This is a genomic window from Klenkia marina (assembly GCF_900101025.1).
Taxonomy (GTDB): domain Bacteria; phylum Actinomycetota; class Actinomycetes; order Mycobacteriales; family Geodermatophilaceae; genus Klenkia; species Klenkia marina.
In genome coordinates this window covers 947,053-967,263 of sequence record NZ_FMUH01000001.1, presented here as the reverse complement: position 1 = coordinate 967,263, position 20,211 = coordinate 947,053, and the positions used below count along the sequence as shown (strand labels likewise).

The window sequence follows — 20,211 nt, the reverse complement described above, 5'->3', positions numbered from 1 at the left end:
CAGGGTCAAGGGCTTTCCCCGATCAGGTGTCGGTGGAGTCGGTCCAGCCCGCGACGACCTGGACGCCGTCGGGGGTGACCGCGCGGACGGAGGCCTGGCCCTCGAGGTCGAACCGCTGCTCGCGGGCGCTGCCGTCGGGATCGGTCCAGCTCGCGACGACTGTCGCGGTGGTGCGCCAGGTCTGGCCGGAGCGCGGCTCCTGGTCCAGCACGACGTCGCCCTCGACCCGCCAGGTGACCCGGCCCGCGGTGCCGTCGGGGGAGGCGAACGCGCCGTCGTCGCAGACGAGGTCGTCGTCGGCCAGGACGGTGCACAGGTCGAGGTCCTCGGCGGCGGCCGCGAGCAGGTCCGCCTCCGCCCCGGCGCGGAGCTGCTCGGGCGAGGCCTCCAGGAGCAGGAACGGCCCGTCCTCGTCGACGGTCACCTCCTGGGTGTCCAGGACGACGGGCGCCTCGGGGTCGGGCACCACCCGGTAGGTGCCGGGGTACAGGGGCACCTCGGTCACGGTGGTGCCGGCGCTCGTGGTGATGGCGGTCGACCCCACCACCACGTCGACCTCCTGCAGGGGCTGGAGCACCGACAGGCGGGCCGGTTGGGCGAGCGACCCCCGGATCCGCCACTCCGGCCGCAGCCACGAGCCGCCGGTCCGTTCGACGTAGACGGTGTCCGACACCCGTTCCCCGGCGAGCTCGTAGGTGACCTCGTAGCCCAGCGCGTCGTAGTCCGGGCCCGAGTAGGGGGAGACGTGGGTGTCGCGGCCGTCGTCCCCGACCCGGACACCGCTGATCAGGTCCGCGTCGTCGGTCGTACCGGGCTCGGGCAGGCCGGTGCCGGTGAAGACGCCGTCGGTGGCCAGCGCGTTCGCCGCCTCGACGTCGCCGGCGGCGATCGCGTCGAGGTAGTCGACGACGAGGTCCCGGGGGTCAGCCCGCTGGCCCAGGACCCACCCGCCCAGGGCGAGCGCGACGACGACCACCCCGGCCAGCACGAGGACGCGGCGACGCGGGGTGCGGCGGGCGGCGGTCCCGCGGGTCTGCTCGGTCACGAGCAGCACCCTGGCACAGCCGAGTCGCGGACCGGGGCCGGTGCGGAGCAGGATCGGGTGATGACGGTGTCGCCGGAGGACCGGTACCCCCGCTCGCGGGTGCGCATCCGCGGGCACGAGATGGCCTACGTCGACACCGGCGAGGGCGATCCGGTCGTGTTCCTGCACGGCAACCCGACGTCGTCCTACCTGTGGCGCAACGTCATCCCGCACCTGGCCGGCCTGGGCCGGTGCATCGCGCCGGACCTCATCGGCATGGGCGAGTCCGACAAGCTGCCCGACCCGCAGCGCGGCACCTACTCCTTCGCCACCCACGCCGAGTTCCTCGCCGACCTGCTCGACGAGGTGCAGGCCACCGAGCGGGTGACCCTGGTGCTGCACGACTGGGGCGGCGCGCTGGGCTTCGACTGGGCCCGCAAGAACCCCGACCGGGTGCGGGCGATCGCGTTCACCGAGACCATCGTGACGCCGCTGCTGTGGGCCGACTGGCCGCGCGCGGCCAAGGGCGTGTTCCAGGGCATGCGCTCGGACCGCGGCGAGGAGCTGGTGCTCGAGCGCAACACCTTCGTCGAGCGGATCCTCCCGGCGTCCACGCTACGCGGGCTGACCCCGGAGGCGCACGACCGCTACCGGGCGCCCTACCCGACGCCCGAGAGCCGCTGGCCGACGCTGGAGTGGCCGCGCAACATCCCGATCGAGCACGTGCCGCCGGACGTGCACACCGCCGTCGACGCCTACGGCGAGTGGCTGGCGTCCTCCGACGTCCCGAAGCTGTTCGTCGACGCCGACCCGGGCTCGATCCTGGTCGGCCGCCAGCGCAACCTGGTGCGCCGCTGGCCGAACCTGACCGAGGTCCAGGTGCCGGGCAACCACTTCGTCCCCGAGGACAGCCCCGACGAGCTGGGGACGGCGATCGCCGGCTGGCTGCGCGGCCTGACCTGACCCACGGGTGCCCCGCCCCGCCCCGTGGGTCGATCATCGGCGGGTGGTCGTCACCGACGGCGTGGCGGGCAGCCACCTGCCGATGATCAACCGGGGGCAGGTGCTCCCGCGGGGGCCAGGACGGCGTCGCAGACGGCGAGCAGGCGTGCGCGCAGCGCCTGGCCGCGCGCCGCGAACGCCCGCTGGGCCGACGCGTACTCGGCCTTGCCCGCCGCCGTCTCGATCGGCACGGGGTCGTAGCCGTGGTCGGCGAGGTCGTAGGGGCTGGCGCGCATGTCGAGCACCCGGATGTCCACCGCCAGCTCGAAGCAGTCGGCCAGCAGTTCGCCGGGCACCGCGGGGGCCAGCTTGTAGGCCCACTTGTAGAGGTCCATGCCGGCGTGCAGGCAGCCCGGCTGCTCGAGCTCGGCCTGGGTGTCGCGGGTGGGGGTGAGCGCGTTGCGCGGCGCCGCGGTGGGGGTGAAGAACCGGTAGGCGTCGATGTGCGTGCACTGCAGCCGGTGCGACTCGACGACGGCGTCGGTACCCACCGAACCCAGCCGCAGCGGGACGGCGTCGTGCCGCGGCGCCGCTCGGTGCACCATCGCCCACTCGTGCAGCCCGAAGCAGCCGAACTGCCCGGCCCGCCCGGCGGTGGCGCCCAGCAACCCGGCGACCCAGCCGGCCGACGTCCCCCGCTTGGCGCGGAACGCGTCGACGTCGAGCCCGACCGAGCCGTCGGGCAGCCGTGCGTACAGCGGCCAGCCCAGCCGCTCCTCCGCGAGCTCGCCGGTGACCGATTGCCCGACGCCGGCGTGCCACCGCAGCAGGCGGGCCGGCTGTTCGGAGTAGTAGGTGAACAGGAAGTCGAGCACCGGGTGCGCCTCGTGCCGCTGCCGGCGCTCGAGGTGCGGCCCCACCCAGGTCAGCAGCCGGTCGCGGTGCGCGGCCGCGCGGGCGGCGGCGTCGGCGGGGTCGAGCACGGTCACCGGCCCAGCCTAGGTCCGCCTTGACAGTGGTCGAACGTTCAACCAGTGTCGGCTGCAGACCGTGACCGCGGTCACCAGCCCCCGACGAGGAGTGCCCCGTGCCCGTGGAGACCGACGTCCTGGTGGTGGGGACCGGCCCCGCCGGCGCCTCCGCCGCCCTGTTCCTGGCCAGCTACGGCACCCGCGTCGTCGTCGTCACCAAGTACTCGAAGCTCTCCCAGGACCCGCGGGCGCACATCACCAACCAGCGGGCGCTGGAGACCCTGCGCGACATGGGCGTCGAGGACACCCTCATGGCGCTGGCCACCCCGTGGGAGCTCATGGGGACGACGACCTTCTGCACCTCGCTGGCCGGTGAGGAGCTGGGTCGCATCCCGTCGTGGGGCACCGACCCCGCCCGGCACGCCGACTACCAGCTGGCCAGCCCGTGCACGATGCTCGACGCCCCGCAGACCATCACCGAACCGGTCATGGTGAAGGCCGCCCAGGACCGCGGCGCCACCGTGCGGTTCGACACCGAGTACCTGCGGCACGTGCAGGACGACGAGGGCGTCACCACCACCGTGCGCGACCGGCTCAGCGGCCTGGAGTACGAGATCCGCTCGCGCTACCTGGTCGGCGCCGACGGCGCCCGCTCGAAGGTCGCCGCTGACCTCGAGCTGCCCTACGAGGGCCCCGGCGCGGTGGGCGGCGCGCTGGGCATCGTGTTCAGGGCCGACCTCACCCACCTGGTCGCGCACCGGCCCTCGGTCCTCTACTGGATGCTGCAGCCGGGGGCCGAGAAGGAGGGCGTCGGCCTGGGCGTGCTCCGCATGATCAAGCCCTGGACCGAGTGGATGATCATGTGGGGCTACGCGGTCGCCGACGGCCCGCCCGAGCTGTCCGACGAGTTCGTCCGCGAGCTGGCCGTCGGGCTGGTGGGCAGCGACGACTTCGAGATGGAGGTCCTCTCGGGCTCGCCGTGGACGGTCAACCACCACTTCGCCACCACGATCGCGAAGGGTCGCGTGCTCTGCGCCGGCGACGCCGTGCACCGGCACCCGCCGACCAACGGCCTGGGCTCCAACACCTCCATCCAGGACAGCTACAACCTGGCCTGGAAGCTCGCCCACGTCATCGCCGGGACGGCGGACCCGGCGCTGCTGGAGTCCTACGACGCCGAGCGGGCCCCGATCGCCCGGCAGGTGGTCGAGCGGGCGAACCAGTCGATCGCGGACACCGGCCGGATCATGGCCGCGCTCGAGCTCACCGACACCACCGACACCGAGGCCCTCGAGCGCCAGCTCGCGCTGCGCCGTGCCCCGGGGCCCGAGGGCGACAAGGTGCGTGCCGCCGTCCGGGAGGCCATCGCCTACAAGGCCTACGAGTTCGACGCGCACGGCGTCGAGCACAACCAGCGCTACGCCTCGGGCGCCGTGGTGCCCGACGGCACGCCGATGCCGCCCTACGAGCGCGACCACCAGCTCTACGCCCGGCCCACCACCTGGCCCGGTGCCAAGCTGCCGCACGCCTGGGTGACCCGCGACGGCGGGCGCGAGGTGTCCACGCTCGACCTGGTCGGGCACGGGCGCTTCGCCGTCGTCACCGGCGTGGGCGGCGAGGCGTGGCTGGAGGCCGCCGCCGCGCTGGGCGCCGAGCGGGGTCTCGAGATCACGCCGGTCGCCATCGGGCCGGGGCTGCCGGTCGACGACCCGTACGGCACCTGGGCCGACCTGCGCGAGATCGCCGACGGCGGCGTGCTGCTGGTCCGCCCCGACTGCTACGTCGCCGCCCGCCACCTCGAGGCCCCCGGGCCGGACGCCCGGGCGTGGCTGGCCGGCGCGCTGGACGCCGTCCTCGGCCGGGCGCGCGCCTCCTGACGCCCGAGGCAAGGGATCCCTTCCACCACTGGGGGCCGCTGGTCGTGGTGGAAGGGATCCCCTGCCTCGGCGAGGTGCTGGCGCTCTCGGCGCGCGGTGATCACCGATCGGGAGGTTCGGCGACTACCGTTGTCGGGCCCGCCCCACCCGAGGAGCCCCGTACGTGTCGAGCAGCACCACCGAGCAGGCGATCCACGAGGAGCAGGAGCACGTCACCGGGCTGTACGCCCGCCTCGACGCCGCCCGCGAGCTGGCCGTGACCCGCCGCCAGCAGGCCATCTCGGCGCCGTTGGTGGACAACCCGCAGGCGATGGGGGAGAAGGAGGCCGCGGTCCGGTTCCACGGCACCCGCATCGTCCAGCTCGACGCCGCCGAGGCCGGGCTGGTGCTGGGCCGCCTCGACCGGGAGGAGAACCCGCAGCCGCTGTACGTGGGGCGCACCGGGCTGCCCGCCGACGACCCCGGCGGCGACCCGGCGCTGGTGGACTGGCGGGCACCGGCCAGCCGGCCGTTCTACACGGCCACGCCGTTCCGGCCCGAGGGCATCGCCCGGCGCCGGCACATCCGCACCCTGGGCCGGCGGGTGACCGGCGTCGACGACGAGGTGCTGGTGCTCGCCGAGGGCGAGGAGGTCGACGACCGCGGTCTGACCGGCGAGGCTGCGCTGCTGCGTGCGCTGACCGCCGAGCGCACCGGCCGCATGACCGACATCGTGCGCACCATCCAGGCCGAGCAGGACGCGATCATCCGCTCCGACGCCCGCGGCATCCTCGTCGTGCAGGGCGGGCCGGGCACCGGCAAGACCGCGGTCGCGCTGCACCGCGCGGCCTACCTGCTCTACACGCACCGCGACCGGCTGGCCCGCAGCGGCCTGCTCGTCGTCGGGCCCACCCCGACGTTCCTGCGCTACATCGCCGACGTGCTGCCCGCCCTCGGCGAGACCGGCGTGGTCATGGCCGGGCTGGGGCAGCTGCGCCCGGGCCTGTCGACGACGGTCACCGACGACCCGGCCACCGCCGAGGTCAAGGGCCGGTTGGCCATGGCCGAGGTGGTCGCGAACGCCGTGAAGGACCGGCAGGCCTTCCTGCGCGGCACCCGGGAGATCGTGGTGGACCGCGAGCGCATCCGGCTGCGGGCCGGCGACATCGCCCGGGTGCGCACCCAGGCGCGGCGGGCGTCGCGGCTGCACAACCTGGCCCGGCCCGCGTTCTACCGCGGCCTGGTCGACCTGATCGCGCAGCGGCTGGCCGACCGGCTGGGCTCCGACGTCCGCGGCGGGGAGAACCTGCTCGACGCCGAGGACCGGCGTGCCCTGCGCCGCGAGATCGCCGGCGAGCCCGCGGTGGTCGACCTGGTCGAGGAGCTGTGGCCGCTGCTCACCCCCGAGGAGCTGCTGCGCGACCTGTTCAGCTCACCCGACCGGCTGGCCCGGGCCGGGCGCGCGCTCTCAGAGGCCGACCGTGCCCTGCTGCTGCGCGACGCCGATGCGCCGTGGACGGTCTCCGACGTCCCGCTGCTGGAGGAGGCCGACGAGCTGCTCGGCGTCGACGACTCCGCCGACCGGGCCGCCGCGGCGCGCCGGCGCCAGGCCGGGGTCGACGAGGCCCAGCGGGTGCTGGACCTGCTGCACGGCTCGCGCTCGCACGACGCGGACGACGACGAGGAGTCCGAGGAGCTGATGGCCGGCGACCTCCTGGACGCCGAGGGCCTGGCCGCGCGCACCGACGAGGCCGACTACCGCTCCACCGCCGAGCGGGCCGCCGCCGACCGCACCTGGACGTTCGGGCACGTGGTGGTCGACGAGGCGCAGGAGCTGTCGGCGATGGCGTGGCGGGTGCTGGCCCGCAAGTGCCCGACGCTGTCGATGACCGTGGTGGGCGACCTGGCGCAGACCGGGACCCTCGGCGGGGCCATGAGCTGGAGCGAGGTGCTGACCCCGCACGCCCGCACGCAGTGGCGGCAGGCGGTGCTGACGGTGAACTACCGCACCCCGACCGAGATCATGGAGGTCGCCGCCGACGTGCTGGCGGCGTCCGGGTCGTCGCTGGAGGCGCCGCGGTCGGTGCGCAGCAGCGGCGAGCAGCCCCGTGCGGAGCGGGTGGCGGCGTCCGACCTGCTGGACCGGGTCGCCGAGGTCACCGCCGACCTCGCCGGCAAGGGCGGGACGACGGCGGTGATCGTGCCGCCGTCGCTGTTCGACGGCGCGGTGGCCGCTCTGCCCGACGCGACCGCGGGGGCGGACGCGGACTCCTCGGCCGGCCCGGTGCTGCTGCGCCCGGCCGAGGCGAAGGGCCTGGAGTTCGACTCGGTGGTGCTGGTGGAGCCGGCCGCGGTGCTGAGCGAGGGCGTGCGTGGCGATTCGGACCTCTACGTCGCGCTGACCCGTGCGACCCAGCGCCTGGCCGTGCTGCACACCGAGGACCTCCCGGACAGCCTGCGCCGCCTCACCGACTGAGGCCCTCGCCGCCTCCTGCCCCGATGATCATGGGGTTGTGGCCGTCGCCGCGCCGACCAGTGCGTGTCCGGTGTGCACAACCCCATGATCACCTGCGAGGAGGGGTGGCGGAGGCGCCGATGCCGGTGCGGACCTCGTAGAGCTCGGGGAAGAAGGTGAGGTCCAGGGCGCGGCGGAGGAAGGACGCGCCGGACGAGCCCCCGGTGCCGGTGGTGAAGCCGATGGTGCGCTGCACGGTGCGCAGGTGCCGGAACCGCCAGAACTGGAAGGCGTCCTCGATGTCGACGAGGTCCTCGCAGGTGGCGTAGTCGGCCCAGTGCGTCTCGGTGTCGTCGTAGATGCGGCGGACCACAGGGACCAGGTGCTCGTGCATCGTCCAGGCCTGCCGGACGTCGCGGTGCAGCACCTCGTCGGGGACGGCGTGGCCCTGGCGGGCGAGGTGGCGCAGGAACGCGTCGTAGACGGTGGGGGAGTCCAGCAGCTCGGCGAGCACGGCGCGGGCGGCGGGGTCGGCGTCGAAGACCGTCAGCATGCCGGCGTTCTTGTTGCCGAGGATGAACTCGACGGCGCGGTACTGGTGCGACTGGAAGCCCGACGAGCTGCCCAGCGACCCGCGGAACTCGGCGTACTCGCTGGGGGTGAGGGTGGCCAGCACCGACCACTGCTCGGCCAGGGTGCGGAAGATGTGCTTGACCCGGGCCAGGCCCTTGCGTGCACGTGCGGGGTCGTCGGCGTCGAGGTTCGCGCGCACCGCCCGCAGCTCGTGCAGCACCAGCTTGAACCAGAGCTCGGTGGTCTGGTGCTGGATGATGAACAGCAGCTCGTCGTGGTGCTCGGGGACGCTGACCGGGTGCTGTGCCGAGAGCAGCCGGTCGAGGTCGAGGTAGCCCCCGTAGCTCATCGTGTCCCGCAGATCGGTCCGGATCCCCGCCTCGATGGGCCGCTCGCCCGCGTGCTCGCTCATGCCCGCATCGTGCACCAGGCGAGTGCACGTCGATGCATGCCGGTTGCGGGCTTCTCGTCCCCTGCGGACCCAGGGAGGGGGCAAGAACCCCGCAACCGACGTGCACCAGGTCGCCTCCGGGACGGACGATGGTGCACCCCCCCTGATCATCGCTGCGCCACCCCGCCGGGGGAGGGCGGCAGGACGGCGGGCGGCGGGCGCGGGACACTGATCACCATGGGGTTCACCTCGCTCTACCGGCACGGGTTCGCGCGGGTGGCCGCGTGCACGCAGCGCACCGCCCTGGCCGACCCGGCGGCGAACGCCGAGTCCGTGCTGCGCCAGGCCCGGGCCTGCTCCGACGAGGGCGTCGCCGTCGCGGTGTTCCCGGAGCTCACGCTGTCGGGCTACTCGATCGACGACCTGCTGCTCCAGGACCCCTTGCTGGACGCCGTCGAGACCGCGCTGCAGACGCTGGTCGAGGGGTCGCGGGACCTGCTCCCGGTGCTCGTCGTCGGCGCCCCCCTCCGGCACCGCAACCGCATCTACAACTGCGCGGTCGTGGTCCACCGGGGGCGGGTGCTCGGCGTCGCGCCCAAGTCCTACCTGCCCACCTACCGCGAGTTCTACGAGCGCCGCCAGCTCGCCCCCGGCGACGACCAGGCCGGCGGGGAGATCACCGTCGGCGGCCAGAAGGTCCCGTTCGGCCCCGACCTGCTCTTCGCCGCCACCGACGTCCCGGGGCTCGTGCTGCACGCCGAGGTCTGCGAGGACATGTGGGTGCCGATCCCGCCGTCCGCCGAGGCCGCGCTCGCCGGCGCGACCGTGCTGGTCAACCTGTCCGGGTCGCCGATCACCGTGGGCCGGGCCGAGGACCGTCGCCTGCTCGTCCGGTCGGCGTCCAGCCGCTGCCTGGCCGCCTACGTCTACGCCGCCGCCGGCGAGGGCGAGTCGACCACCGACCTGTCCTGGGACGGCCAGACGCTGGTCTACGAGAACGGCGTCCTGCTCGCCGAGACCGACCGCTTCCCCGACGGCGACCGCCGGGCGGTGGCCGACGTCGACCTCGACCTGCTCCGCCAGGAGCGGGCCCGGATGGGCACCTTCGACGACAACCGCCGCCACCACGACCCGCAGGTGCGCACCGTCGAGTTCACCCTCGACCCGCCGGACGCCGACCTCGGCCTGCGCCGCGAGCTCGAGCGGTTCCCGTTCGTGCCCAGCGACGACGCCCGTCTCGAGCAGGACTGCTACGAGGCCTACAACATCCAGGTCGCCGGCCTGGCCCAGCGCCTGTCGGCCATCGGCGACCCGAAGATCGTCATCGGCGTGAGCGGCGGGCTGGACTCCACCCACGCCCTGATCGTCGCCGCCCAGGTGATGGACAAGGCGGGGCGGCCGCGCAGCGACGTCCTCGCCTTCACCATGCCCGGCTTCGCCACCAGCGACCACACCAAGGGCAACGCCTGGGACCTCATGCGCGCCCTCGGCGTGACCGCCGCGGAGCTGGACATCCAGCCCACCGCGACGCTGATGCTGCAGAACATGGGCCACCCCGCCGGGTCGGGCGAGCCCGTCTACGACGTCACCTTCGAGAACGTGCAGGCCGGCCTGCGCACCGACTACCTGTTCCGGATCGCCAACCAGCGCGGCGGCATCGTGCTGGGCACCGGCGACCTCAGCGAGCTCGCGCTGGGGTGGTCCACCTACGGCGTGGGCGACCAGATGAGCCACTACAACGTCAACGGCGGCATCCCGAAGACGTTCATCCAGCACCTCATCCGCTGGGTCATCGCCACCGAGCAGTTCGACGACGAGGTCGGCGCCACCCTGCAGTCGATCGTCGACACCGAGATCAGCCCCGAGCTGGTGCCGGGGGAGACCGCGCAGTCCACCGAGGCCAGCGTCGGCCCCTACGCGCTGCAGGACTTCACGCTCTTCCACGTGCTGCGCTACGGCTTCCGGCCGAGCAAGATCGCCTTCCTCGCGTGGCACGCCTGGCACGACGCCGCCGCCGGCGACTGGCCGCACGCCCACCCGGAGGCCAAGAAGGTCGCCTACGACCTGCCCGAGATCAAGCGCTGGCTCGAGGTCTTCTGCCAGCGCTTCTTCGGGTTCAGCCAGTTCAAGCGCTCGGCGATGCCCAACGGCCCGAAGGTCAGCGCCGGCGGCTCGCTGAGCCCGCGCGGCGACTGGCGGGCGCCGTCGGACGGCTCGGCCGCGCTCTGGCTGGCCGAGCTGCGCGCGAACGTGCCGGGGTGAGTGCGCGACCGACGGCGGCCGAGCGGGCCGCCGTCCTGCCCGGGGACGACGTCGTGCCCGACGCCGACGTCGTCATGGACACCGCCTTCGACCTGCCCGCACCGCCGGCGCAGGTGTGGCCGTGGTTCGTGCAGCTGGGCAAGCGTCGCGGCGGCTACTACCTGCCCCGCTGGGTCGAGGCCGTGGTGCCGCGCGCCCGGCGCGGCCTGCGGCACCTCGACCCCGCCCTCCTGGGGTTGGCGGTCGGCGACACCATCCCCGACTGGGGCGGCCGGCACGCCACCTTCACCGCGCACACGATGACCCCGCCGCACGTGCTCGTGCACCGCTCGACCCGCGGTCACGTCCGCCTGACGTGGGCGATCGTGCTGCACGAGCAGGGCGCGGGCACCCGGGTGCGGCTGCGGCTGCGGCTGGCCGGGGTGCGGCACCGCAGGGCCGCCCGGGTGCTCGGCGGCGCGGCCGACCGGCTCACCGTCGAGGGGCTGGCCGTGGGGCTGCGCGAACGCCTGACCCCCTGACCCGCGTAAGCGCCGCTGCCCATGCGGTACCCCCCGGTGCCCGAGCACGATGGGCGGATGGCCACCGTCTCCCGGCACGTCGATGCCGCACCCACCGCCGTCTGGGACGTCCTCGCCGACGGCTTCACCTACAGCCAGTGGGTGGTGAGCACCGCCACCGTCCGCGCCGTCGACGCAGCGTGGCCGGCCGCCGGGGCGAAGCTGCACCACAGCCAGGGCACCTGGCCGGTCACCCTCGACGACGAAGCCGTCGTCGAGGTCTCGAAGCCGGCCAGCCGGCTGGTGCTGCTGGCCAAGGGGCGGCCGCTGGGGTCGGCCCGGGTCGAGCTCGACCTGCGCAGCGAGGACGGCGGCACCCGGGTCACCATGAGCGAGACGCCGGTCAGCGGGCCCGGGAAGTGGGTGCACAACCCGGTGTCGGAGGCGCTGCTGCGGCACCGCAACACCGAGGCGCTGAACCGGTTGGCCGCCGTCGTCGAGCGGCGCACCGCCCCGCAGTAGCCACCGGGTGGCCCGGGGTCAGAGCGCCCGCACCGTCTCCACCACGGCGATGACCGCGAAGACCAGGAACAACCCGGCCGCCACGCGCCGGATCAGGGTGATGGGCAGCCGGTCGGCGAGCTTCTTGCCCAGGAAGACGGCCAGGCCCGAGACGACCAGCAGCGCGGCCCACGACCCGAGGAACACCGAGAGCGGGGCGTCGTAGCGGGCGGCCAGGCCGGCGGTGGCCAGCTGCGACAGGTCGCCCCACTCGGCGGCGAAGAGCACGCCGAACGAGATCGCGGCGGCCTTGAGGAAGGGCACCTGCTCGCGCTCGTCGGCCGCCTCGCCGCCGTCCTCGGGCCCGTCGGTGGCGCTGCGCCACAGCAGCACGGCGCCGACCAGGAACAGCGCCGCGACGACGCCGCTGACCACCGCCGGGGGCAGCAGCGACAGCAGCGAGCCGGCGGTGACCGCGATGGCCGACTGGACGGCGAACGCGGTGCCCACGCCGACGAACACCGGCAGCGGCGCGAACCGGGTGGCCAGGATGAGGGTCGCGAACAGCGTCTTGTCCGGCAGCTCGACCGGGAGGATCAGGATGAAGGCGGCGGCGATGACCGACAGGACCACGGGGGCTCTCTTCTGTGCTCGGCACGGCCGGGCGGTGGGCGTGCGCAGCCTCCGACCGGCAGCGCCACGGATGGGCTGCTCCAGTCGAAGGTCTCGCCCATCCGGCCGGGGCCGGACCCGCTGACCGGGTGCGCACGGCACCAGCATGTCGACCAGCGGACGGGGGGCTACTCCCCTTCTCCGCGGGGAAGGATAGCCGACTCCCCGGAGGGTGGGGTCAGCGGCGGGCGATGCGCGCCGCCACCACCCCGGCGGCGTGGCCGTCGTCGACGGGGGAGACCACGACCCCGGCCGTGCTGGAGTTCAGCATCGTGAGCAGGGCCCCCATGCCGCCGAACCCGCCGGCCTGGCCGGTCGAGGTCGGGACGGCGACGACCGGGGCGTCGGTGAGCCCGGCGACGGTGGAGGCCAGCGCCGCGTCGAGCCCGGCCACGACCACCACGCAGTCGACGTCGGCCAGCAGCGAGCCGTCGGCCAGCAGACCGCGCAGCCGGGACCCGGAGACGTCGTCGACCCGCACGGTGCCGGCGCCGCCGACCCGGGCGACGAACGCGGCCTCGGCGGCCACCGCGGCGTCGGCGGCGCCGGCGCTCAGCACCGCGACCCGCCCGCGCGGCTCGGGCACCGGGCCGACCGCCGCGGCCATCGCCGCGTGGTCCATCGTCGTGTAGGCGTCGTGCTCGCTGGCCAGGGCCACCAGGGTGTCGGCGCTGGCGCCGACCACGACGGCGGGCCGGTCCGGGTGGTCGCGACGGGCCTCGCGGACCAGGGCCAGCACCTGCTCGGTGCTGCGCCCGGCGCCCCGGACGACGTCGGGCCCGGGGGTCGTGGCCGTGCGGGTGGCGGGCGGCTGGGCCTCGGCGTCGAGAGCACCCTCGCCGGCCCCGTCGTCGCGGGTGGCCGGGCCGACGACCCGCCCGCCGCCCTGCGGACGGGGTCCACCGGGCGCGGGCACGGGCTCGACGAGCAGGCGGCCGAAACCACCGGCGGCGTCCGCACCCGGGGCGTCGACCCCGTCGCGCTCGCCCTCGCGGGAGCTGCGGTGGTCGTCGTCGACACGCGGGGCGGGCACGTCGCGCGGGCCGCCGAACAGGACGTCGGTCGGCCGAGCCGTGCGGGCGGCGGGGTCGTCGACGGAGCGCTGCGGGTGCACGTCGGTGACGGTATCCGCACCGGACGGCGACGAGGTGTCACCGACGGGGGCCGTGTCGAGGTCGAGCAGCTCGCCCTCCAGCACCGGGGCGACGGGCGCGGGGGCGTCGTCCACCCCGCCGTCCTCGGCCCGGGTCTGGGTGACCCCGGACAGCCGCACGACCCGGTCGCGGCCGCTGCGCTTGGCGTCGTAGAGGACGCCGTCGGCCGCGGCGAACAGGGTGCGCCGGTCGTCGCCGCGGGCGGCGGAGGCGATGCCCACGCTGATCGTGACGGGGACGTCGACGCCCAGCGCCGACCAGTCGTTGGTGGCGATGGAGGCCCGGATGCGCTCCATGGCCCGCTCGCCCTGCTCGGCGGTGGTGTCCGGCAGCAGGATCACGAACTCGTCGCCGGCCCAGCGGCAGACCTCGTCGGTGTCGCGCACGCCGTCGACCAGCAGCTGGGCGACCGCGCGCAGCACGGCGTCGCCGCCGGGGTGGCCGGCCTGGTCGTTGATCGACTTGAAGTGGTCGATGTCCACGACGGCGAGGGCGGGGGCGCTGCCGGCGGCCAGCAGGCCGTCGAGGCGGCCCTCGGCGTAGCGCCTGTTGGGCAGGTGGGTCAGCGGGTCCTCGTAGGCCTGGCGGCGCAGCTGGCCGGCGGCCCGCTCGGTCTCCAGCAGGCTCTTGCGCCGGCCGAACAGCTCGACCCAGCGGGTGCGGCGCTCGTCGACCCGGTCGAGCTCGTCGGCCAGGTAGGCCTGCAGGTAGGGCAGTGCCCGGACGGCGTCGTCGAGGTCGGCGTGCAGCGTGCACAGCTCGCGCAGCGCCGCCCGGCGCAGGCGGGGGAGCCCGTGCTCGGTGGCCAGTGCGAGGGCGCGGGCGAGGTGGTCGTCGGCGTCGGTGCCGCGGTCCTGCCGGCGCAGTGCCCGGCCCAGGGCCAGCTCGGCCGAGGCCAGCAGGGCGCGGTCCTGGTCGGCCGGCAGCGAGCCGACGACCCGGGTCAGGGTGGTGACGGCCTCGGCGTGCTCGCCCAGCCCGACCTGCGCCGAGCCCAGCACGACCTCGGCGGTGGGCCGGTGCGGGTCGTCGTCGGGCAGTCCGGCGAGGGTCTCCTCGGCCAGCGCCCGGGCCTCGGCGAAGTGCGGGTCGGCGTCGGAGCTGCTGCCGTCGTCCAGCAGCCCCTCGCCGACCTCGGCGCACAGCGCGGCCAGCCGGGCGGCGCTGTCGCCGACCAGGCCGAGGGAGCCGCGGCCCGGGTCGTCCTCGGCCAGCCGCAGGGCGGTGTGGTGGGCGCGGCGCTGGTAGTCCAGGGCCAGCGGCATCAGCTCGAGGTCGGCCAGCACCCCGGAGAGCGCGCCGAGGGTGTGCACGAGCAGCGGGCTGGGCGCCAGGGCGGGGTCGAGCAGGCTGGCGGCCTCGACCGCCTCGTCCATCGCGGCGTCGACCCGGCGGGAGAGCAGCTCGATGCGGGCGTGCCGCGCCAGGCCCGCGGCCCGCTGCAGCTCGTCGTCGGTGGCGTCGAAGGCGGCCCGGGCCGACCGCACCAGCGCGATCGCGGCGGCGGCCTGGGCGGCGGACTCCGAGCGGGCGCCGTCGTCGGTGGTCTGCAGCTGCGCGGCGGCCCCGGACTCGTCGATCGGGTCGCCGAGCAGCGTGAGGCCCGCCTGGCGCAGCCGGCGCACCAGCAGCTCGGCGCGCAGCGTGTCCGACCACGCCCGGCTCAGCGAGGTGAGCGGAGCGCCGGGCGCGACGCCCGGGGTGGGGTCGGCGTCGACGTCGGCGAGCAGCGACTCGGCGGCGTCGAGGTGCCAGTTGGCCAGCGCGGTGCTGACCTGCTCGTGCAGGATTCCCGGTGGCACGAGCGCACTGTGCCCGGGTGGACCCGTTCTGTCACGTGTTCCGTCGGTGGCACGCCGGGGGCGGGGGCTGCGCCGGGTCACGGGTGTCCCACGGGTCCCGTGCGCCCCGGTGGCCCCGCGGGCCTCACGAGTCGGCGCCCGCGGGTTCGTCGCCGGGATCGGCGTCCTCGGGCTCGAACGCCCAGCCCGGGGTGCGCGCCGACCGGGCCCCGAGCAGTTCGACGACCAGGTCGTCGACCGAGGTGTGCGGTCCGGCCGGGGAGCCCGCCGGACCGCCGTCGGCCGCGGTGGCCACCGTGTCGCGGCCGGCCCGCTTGGCGGCGAAGAGGTTGAGGTCGGCGTCGTCGAACAGCTGGCGCCAGGTGCGCGGCGCCCCCGGGGAGGAGACGGCGATGCCGATGCTGACCGTGACCGCCGCGCGCAGCCCCAGGGCCGGCCAGTCGCAGGCCACGACCGCGGCCCGCACCCGCTCCATGGCCACGACCGCCTGGGCCTCCTGTGCGCCGGGCAGCACCACCACGAACTCGTCGCCGGCCCAGCGGTAGACCTCGTCGCCGGTGCGGCAGTGCTGCCGCAGCAGGTCGGCCAGCTGGCGCAGCACCGCGTCGCCGTGCAGGTGGGAGTGGGCGTCGTTCACGGTCTTGAACCGGTCGATGTCCACGACGGCCAACGCCACGGGGCTCGACGCCGGGTCGAGCTCGGCGAGCCGGCGCTCGGCGCTGCGGCGGTTGCCCAGACCGGTGAGCGGGTCCTCGAGGGCGTGCCGGCGCATGAGCGCGTTCTGCCGCTCGGCCTCGCGCAGCCGGCTGCGCCGCACGAACATCTCGGCCCACAGCTCGCGGCTGCCGTGGTGGGCGCGCGCGGTCTCGGTGCGGTAGGCCTCGAGCCACCGCAGCGCCTCCGTCGCCCGGCCCAGGGCCGCCGTGGTCTGGCCCAGCTCGAGCAGGCACTGGCGGTAGCGGCGCCGGTCACCGGCGCCGGCGAACGCGTTCGCGGCGGCGTAGAGCAGGTCGGCGGCCTCGTCGGCCTCGGCGCCCAGCGCGTCGGGCGGGCCGGCGATGCGCGAGAGCAGGCGCGAGAGCGCCAGGTCGGCGTAGCCGCGCAGCCACGGGCTGCCCTCGGCGGCGATGCGGTCGCGCACCCGCCGCAGGGCCGGCAGCGTGTCCTCGACGTCGCCGGTCAGGGTCAGCGCCCAGCCGTGCACCACCGCGAGCAGGTCGGCCTCGTCGTCGGGGGGCTCGTAGTCGCAGCCGGCGGCGGCGTCGGTCGCGGTGAACGAGCACCGCAGCGCCACCGCGGCCAGCCGGGCGGCGCGGACGTCGTCGCCCCGCCGGTGCACGGTCTGCGCCAGCTCGGCGTGCTGCTGGGCGCACAGCCGCAGCAGCTGCCAGCGGGCCGCGTCGTCGTCGAGCTCGGCGGCGACCCGGTGCCCGCGCAGCGCCTGGGCGACCGCCAGCTCCTCGAGGTCGAGGTGGGTGAGGGCCAGGGACAGCCAGTGGTGGGCCTGGTGCAGCTCGCGGCTGGGGGCGTCGGCCGGCACCTGGTCGGTGAGCAGGCTGGCGTCGACGGCCAGGTGCAGCGCGGCCTCGAAGCGGTCGCCGGTGGCCTCGAGGTGGGCCAGGTAGGCCAGCAGCAGGGCGCGCTCGGCGTCGGCCGGGGCGTCCTCGAGGGCGGCCCGGGCGGCGGTGACGTGGTGGCCGGCGCCGGTGCTGTCGTGCTCGATGAGCTGGCGGCGGGCGGTGAACGCGTGCGACCAGGCCAGCCACCGCGGTGCCTCGCCGGCCGCCAGGGCGTCCTCGACCGCGGTGAGCCGGTCGGTGAACGCGCGGGGGTCCTCGCGGTCGCTGGCGTCGAGCAGGGCCCAGCGCGCACGGGAGAGGGCAGCCTCGTCGAGGAGAGCCGGGCTGCCGGTGGTCACGCGGTCCTCCTCACCTGGTGGACGACGGGCACGCGGCGCCGTCGTCGAACGGGTGGCGAGGCAGCTCCCCCCGGGGCGGACACCACGCCCGACCCGGCCGCACTACCCTCGCCGGATGCACGATCAACCTGTGCGGCCGACCCCGACGAGGTTCGCCTTTCTGGGGCCCGAGGGTACCTTCACCGAAGCGGCCCTCCACAGTCTCGGCACCCCCTCCGAGGGGGGCTCGGTGCCGGCCCCCAGCGTGCCCGCCGCGCTGGCCCTCGTGCGGGCCGGCGAGGTCGACGCCGCCGTCGTGCCGCTGGAGAACTCGGTCGAGGGTTCGGTCTCCCCGACCGTCGACGGCCTGGCCGCCGGCGAGCCGCTGCTGATCACCCGCGAGGTCTTCCTCGAGGTCGACTTCGTGCTCGGCGTGCGCCCCGGGCTCGCCCCGGGGGAGGTCACCCGGGTGGCCAGCCACCCGCACGCGCTGGCCCAGACCCGCGGGTGGGTGGCCGAGCACCTCCCGGGCGCCGAGGTCGTGGCCGCGGCGTCGACCGCGGACGCCGCCCGGCTGGTCGCCGAGGCGGCCCCCGGCGCACCGGACGCGGCCGTGTGCCCCGAGCTCGCCGCCGAGCGCTACGGCCTCCACGTCACCGCCCGCCGGCTGGCCGACACCCCCGGGGCGGTCACCCGCTTCGTCCAGGTCGAGCGGCCCGGCCGGCTGCCCGCCCCGACCGGGGCCGACCGCACGACGGTGACCTGCTCGGTGCCCGACCGCACCGGCGCGCTGCTGGACCTGCTGACCGTCCTCGCCTCGCGCGGGCTGAACCTCACGCGGCTGGACTCCCGCCCCACCCGGCAGCGGCTGGGCGTCTACTCGTTCACCTTCGACTGCGAGGGCCACCTGGCCGACGCCCGGGTCGGCGACGCCCTGGTGGCGCTGCACCGGCTGTGCGACGAGGTGCGCTTCCTGGGCTCCTACCCCCGCGCCGACGGTCGGGCGGCCGCGCCGGTGCCCGCGCCGCTGGCCGACGGGGCGTTCGGTGCGGCCCAGGCGTGGGTGGACCGGTTGCGGGCCGGCGCGGGCGGCTGAGCGGTCAGAGGTAGAGGCCGCCGGTCTCCTCGATGCGCTGCGCTGCCACCGCGTGGACGTCGCGCTCGCGCAGGATCAGCAGGTCCTCGCCGTGCACCTCGACCTCGTGCTGGTCGTCGGGGGAGAACAGCACCTGGTCGCCGACCTTGATCTGCCGCACGTGCGCACCGACCCCGCGGGCCTCGCCCCACACCAGGCGCTTGGCGATCTGGGCGGTGGCGGGGATGAGGATGCCGCCGGTGCTGCGCCGGTCGCCGTCGTCCTTCCGGAGCGACACGAGCACCCGGTCGTGCAGCATCTTGATCGGCAACCGCACGTCGTCCGTCATTGCGAGATCATCCCCAACCCAGTTCGTGCAGGCGTTCCTCGCCGATGCCGAAGTGGTGCGCGATCTCGTGCACCACGGTGATCGTGACCTCCTGGGCCACCTCGGCGGCGGTCTCGCAGACGTCGCAGATCGCCGCGCGGTAGATCATGATCCGGTCGGGCAGCTGGCCCGAGAGGTCCCACGAGCGCTCGGTGAGCGCGTAGCCCTCGTAGAGCCCCAGCAGCGAGGGCTCGTCGGGGTTGCGGTCCTCCACCAGCACGACCACGTTGTCGGCCAGCGCCATGAGCTCGGCGGGCACCTGGTCGAGCGCGTCGGCGACCAGGTCCTCGAACTCCTCGAGCGGGAGGGGCCTCACCAGCTGGTGGGCAGCGGACGGCCCTCCTCGTAGCCCGCGGCCGACTGCACCCCCACCACGGCGCGCTCGTGCAGCTCGTCGACGGTGCGGGCGCCGGCGTAGGTGCACGAGGACCGGACGCCGGCCACGATCTGGTCGACGAGGTCCTCGACGCCGGGGCGCGCGGGGTCCAGGTACATGCGCGAGGAGCTGATGCCCTCCTCGAACAGCCCGGCGCGGGCCCGCTCGAAGCCGCTCTGCGACGCCGTCCGGGCCTTGACCGCGCGGGCCGAGGCCATGCCGAAGCTCTCCTTGTACAGCCGGCCCGAGCCGTCCTCGTGCACGTCGCCGGCGCTCTCGTAGGTGCCGGCGAACCACGAGCCCACCATCACGTTGGCCGCGCCCGCGGCCAGCGCGAGGGCGATGTCGCGGGGGTGCCGCACGCCGCCGTCGGCCCAGACGTGCTTGCCGCCCTCGCGCGCGGCGGCCGCGCACTCCTCGACGGCGGAGAACTGCGGCCGGCCGACGCCGGTCATCATGCGGGTGGTGCACATGGCGCCCGGGCCCACGCCGACCTTGGCGACGTCGGCGCCGGCCTCGAGCAGGTCGCGGGTGCCGGCCGCGGTGACCACGTTGCCGGCCACGATCGGGACGTCGCCGGCCACCGAGCGGGCCGCGCGCACCGCCTCGACCGCCTTGGCCTGGTGCCCGTGCGCAGTGTCGACCACCAGCACGTCGACGCCGTGCGCCAGCAGCGCCTCGGTCTTGCCGGCCACGTCGCCGTTGATGCCGACCGCGGCGGAGGTGAGCAGCTGCCCGGACGCGTTGACCGCCGGGGTGTACAGCGCCGAGCGCAGCGCGCCCTTGCGGGTGATGACGCCGACCAGCTGGTCGCCGTCGACCACGGGGGCGGCGTTGATGCGGGCGTCGGTGAGCACGTCGAAGACCTTGGGCAGGTCGGTGCCGGCGGGGATCGTCAGCGGGTCGGGGGCCATGACCTCCGAGAGCTGGGTGAACCGGTCGACCCCCTGGCAGGCGCCGTCGGTCACCACCCCGACCGGGCGGCCGCCGTCGACCACGACCAGCACCCCGTGCGCGCGCTTGGTGAGCAGCTGCAGCGCCTCGGCGACGGTGGCGGTCGGGGGCAGGCTGATGGCGGTGTCGTAGACCGTGTGCCGGGTCTTCAGCCAACCCAGCACCTCGCCGACGACGTCGACCGGGATGTCCTGCGGGATGACGGCCAGCCCACCGCGGCGGGCGATGGTCTCGGCCATGCGCCGGCCCGAGATGGCGGTCATGTTGGCCACGACGAGCGGGATCGTCGTCCCCACCCGGTCGGGGGTCGTGAGGTCGACCTCCAGCCGCGACCCGATGGTCGAGTCGTTGGGGACCATGAAGACGTCGGAGTACGTCAGGTCGGTCGTCGGGCGCTGCTCGTTCAGGAACCGCATGA

Annotated in this window: 16 protein-coding genes; 7 read left to right on the top strand and 9 right to left on the bottom strand. The window is 75.2% G+C overall.

The genetic code is table 11. The annotated features are described in order from the left end of the window. Window positions 1-22: 22 nt before the first annotated feature. Window positions 23-1,045 (bottom strand): hypothetical protein, encoded by a 1,023-nt coding sequence (locus BLP29_RS04720; RefSeq protein ID WP_133379029.1) that lies wholly within the window; start codon window positions 1,043-1,045, stop codon window positions 23-25. A 60-nt stretch (window positions 1,046-1,105) separates the two neighbouring features. On the opposite strand from BLP29_RS04720, the gene BLP29_RS04715 reads away from it, so the two are divergent. Continuing rightward, the gene (locus BLP29_RS04715; RefSeq protein ID WP_092800201.1) at window positions 1,106-1,987 is read left to right on the top strand and encodes a haloalkane dehalogenase; all 882 of its coding nucleotides are present in this window, start codon (window positions 1,106-1,108) and stop codon (window positions 1,985-1,987) included. Window positions 1,988-2,073: 86 nt separating this feature from the next. On the opposite strand, the gene BLP29_RS04710 is transcribed toward BLP29_RS04715, so the two are convergent. Next, on the bottom strand, window positions 2,074-2,955 hold the full coding sequence (locus BLP29_RS04710; RefSeq protein ID WP_092800198.1) for a 3-methyladenine DNA glycosylase: 882 nt from the start codon (window positions 2,953-2,955) through the stop codon (window positions 2,074-2,076). Between the two features lie 98 nt (window positions 2,956-3,053). Here BLP29_RS04710 and BLP29_RS04705 point away from each other — a divergent pair, with 98 nt between their 5' ends. Together BLP29_RS04705 and BLP29_RS04700 are read left to right on the top strand one after the other, a co-directional pair. Further along, complete coding sequence (locus BLP29_RS04705; protein ID WP_092800195.1) at window positions 3,054-4,814, top strand: FAD-dependent oxidoreductase; 1,761 nt, start codon at window positions 3,054-3,056, stop codon at window positions 4,812-4,814. A gap of 163 nt (window positions 4,815-4,977) precedes the next feature. Continuing rightward, window positions 4,978-7,269, top strand: a complete 2,292-nt coding sequence (locus BLP29_RS04700) for a HelD family protein (RefSeq protein WP_243469688.1) — start codon at window positions 4,978-4,980, stop codon at window positions 7,267-7,269. A gap of 88 nt (window positions 7,270-7,357) precedes the next feature. Here BLP29_RS04700 and BLP29_RS04695 read toward each other — a convergent pair whose 3' ends face one another. Then, window positions 7,358-8,233 carry a tryptophan 2,3-dioxygenase gene (locus BLP29_RS04695; RefSeq protein WP_092800192.1) on the bottom strand — a complete coding sequence of 292 codons (876 nt, stop codon included), beginning with the start codon at window positions 8,231-8,233 and terminating at the stop codon, window positions 7,358-7,360. A gap of 216 nt (window positions 8,234-8,449) precedes the next feature. Here BLP29_RS04695 and BLP29_RS04690 point away from each other — a divergent pair, with 216 nt between their 5' ends. The 3 genes from BLP29_RS04690 to BLP29_RS04680 are packed head-to-tail and all read left to right on the top strand — an operon-like array spanning window position 8,450 to window position 11,496. Continuing rightward, window positions 8,450-10,474, top strand: a complete 2,025-nt coding sequence (locus tag BLP29_RS04690) for an NAD(+) synthase (protein ID WP_092800189.1) — start codon at window positions 8,450-8,452, stop codon at window positions 10,472-10,474. Next, window positions 10,471-10,995, top strand: coding sequence for a hypothetical protein (locus BLP29_RS04685; RefSeq protein ID WP_207798293.1), 525 nt, complete (start codon window positions 10,471-10,473; stop codon window positions 10,993-10,995). Before BLP29_RS04690 ends, BLP29_RS04685 begins: the two co-directional genes overlap by 4 nt. 57 nt (window positions 10,996-11,052) lie before the next feature. Then, on the top strand, window positions 11,053-11,496 hold the full coding sequence (locus BLP29_RS04680) for an SRPBCC family protein (RefSeq protein WP_092800186.1): 444 nt from the start codon (window positions 11,053-11,055) through the stop codon (window positions 11,494-11,496). A gap of 18 nt (window positions 11,497-11,514) precedes the next feature. On the opposite strand, the gene BLP29_RS04675 is transcribed toward BLP29_RS04680, so the two are convergent. The 3 genes from BLP29_RS04675 to BLP29_RS04665 form a co-directional block, all read right to left on the bottom strand. Beyond that, the gene (locus tag BLP29_RS04675) at window positions 11,515-12,108 is read right to left on the bottom strand and encodes a TMEM165/GDT1 family protein (RefSeq protein WP_207798292.1); all 594 of its coding nucleotides are present in this window, start codon (window positions 12,106-12,108) and stop codon (window positions 11,515-11,517) included. Between the two features lie 217 nt (window positions 12,109-12,325). Further along, window positions 12,326-15,103, bottom strand: coding sequence for a diguanylate cyclase domain-containing protein (locus BLP29_RS04670; protein WP_243469687.1), 2,778 nt, complete (start codon window positions 15,101-15,103; stop codon window positions 12,326-12,328). Between the two features lie 124 nt (window positions 15,104-15,227). Next, on the bottom strand, window positions 15,228-17,021 hold the full coding sequence (locus tag BLP29_RS04665) for a GGDEF domain-containing protein (protein WP_092800177.1): 1,794 nt from the start codon (window positions 17,019-17,021) through the stop codon (window positions 15,228-15,230). A 115-nt stretch (window positions 17,022-17,136) separates the two neighbouring features. On the opposite strand from BLP29_RS04665, the gene pheA reads away from it, so the two are divergent. Continuing rightward, window positions 17,137-18,096 (top strand): prephenate dehydratase, encoded by a 960-nt coding sequence (gene pheA, locus BLP29_RS04660; protein ID WP_092800174.1) that lies wholly within the window; start codon window positions 17,137-17,139, stop codon window positions 18,094-18,096. A gap of 4 nt (window positions 18,097-18,100) precedes the next feature. Here the strand turns inward: pheA and BLP29_RS04655 are convergent, their stop codons facing one another. From BLP29_RS04655 to BLP29_RS04645, 3 genes are read right to left on the bottom strand one after another with little or no spacing between them, the layout of a single operon-like run. Further along, the gene (locus BLP29_RS04655) at window positions 18,101-18,424 is read right to left on the bottom strand and encodes a GroES family chaperonin (RefSeq protein WP_092800171.1); all 324 of its coding nucleotides are present in this window, start codon (window positions 18,422-18,424) and stop codon (window positions 18,101-18,103) included. A gap of 7 nt (window positions 18,425-18,431) precedes the next feature. Further along, window positions 18,432-18,779 (bottom strand): metallopeptidase family protein, encoded by a 348-nt coding sequence (locus BLP29_RS04650; RefSeq protein ID WP_092800168.1) that lies wholly within the window; start codon window positions 18,777-18,779, stop codon window positions 18,432-18,434. Then, the gene (locus BLP29_RS04645; RefSeq protein ID WP_092800165.1) at window positions 18,776-20,209 is read right to left on the bottom strand and encodes a GuaB1 family IMP dehydrogenase-related protein; all 1,434 of its coding nucleotides are present in this window, start codon (window positions 20,207-20,209) and stop codon (window positions 18,776-18,778) included. Before BLP29_RS04645 ends, BLP29_RS04650 begins: the two co-directional genes overlap by 4 nt. Between the last annotated feature and the right edge of the window lie 2 nt (window positions 20,210-20,211).

Coding starts and splice junctions, on each gene's coding strand:
- BLP29_RS04680 (WP_092800186.1), top strand. CDS start 11,053: ATGGCCACCGTCTCCCGGCACGTCGATGCCGCACCCACCGCCGTCTGG.
- pheA (WP_092800174.1), top strand. CDS start 17,137: ATGCACGATCAACCTGTGCGGCCGACCCCGACGAGGTTCGCCTTTCTG.
- BLP29_RS04695 (WP_092800192.1), bottom strand. CDS start 8,233: ATGAGCGAGCACGCGGGCGAGCGGCCCATCGAGGCGGGGATCCGGACC.
- BLP29_RS04715 (WP_092800201.1), top strand. CDS start 1,106: ATGACGGTGTCGCCGGAGGACCGGTACCCCCGCTCGCGGGTGCGCATC.
- BLP29_RS04645 (WP_092800165.1), bottom strand. CDS start 20,209: ATGCGGTTCCTGAACGAGCAGCGCCCGACGACCGACCTGACGTACTCC.
- BLP29_RS04690 (WP_092800189.1), top strand. CDS start 8,450: ATGGGGTTCACCTCGCTCTACCGGCACGGGTTCGCGCGGGTGGCCGCG.
- BLP29_RS04655 (WP_092800171.1), bottom strand. CDS start 18,424: ATGACGGACGACGTGCGGTTGCCGATCAAGATGCTGCACGACCGGGTG.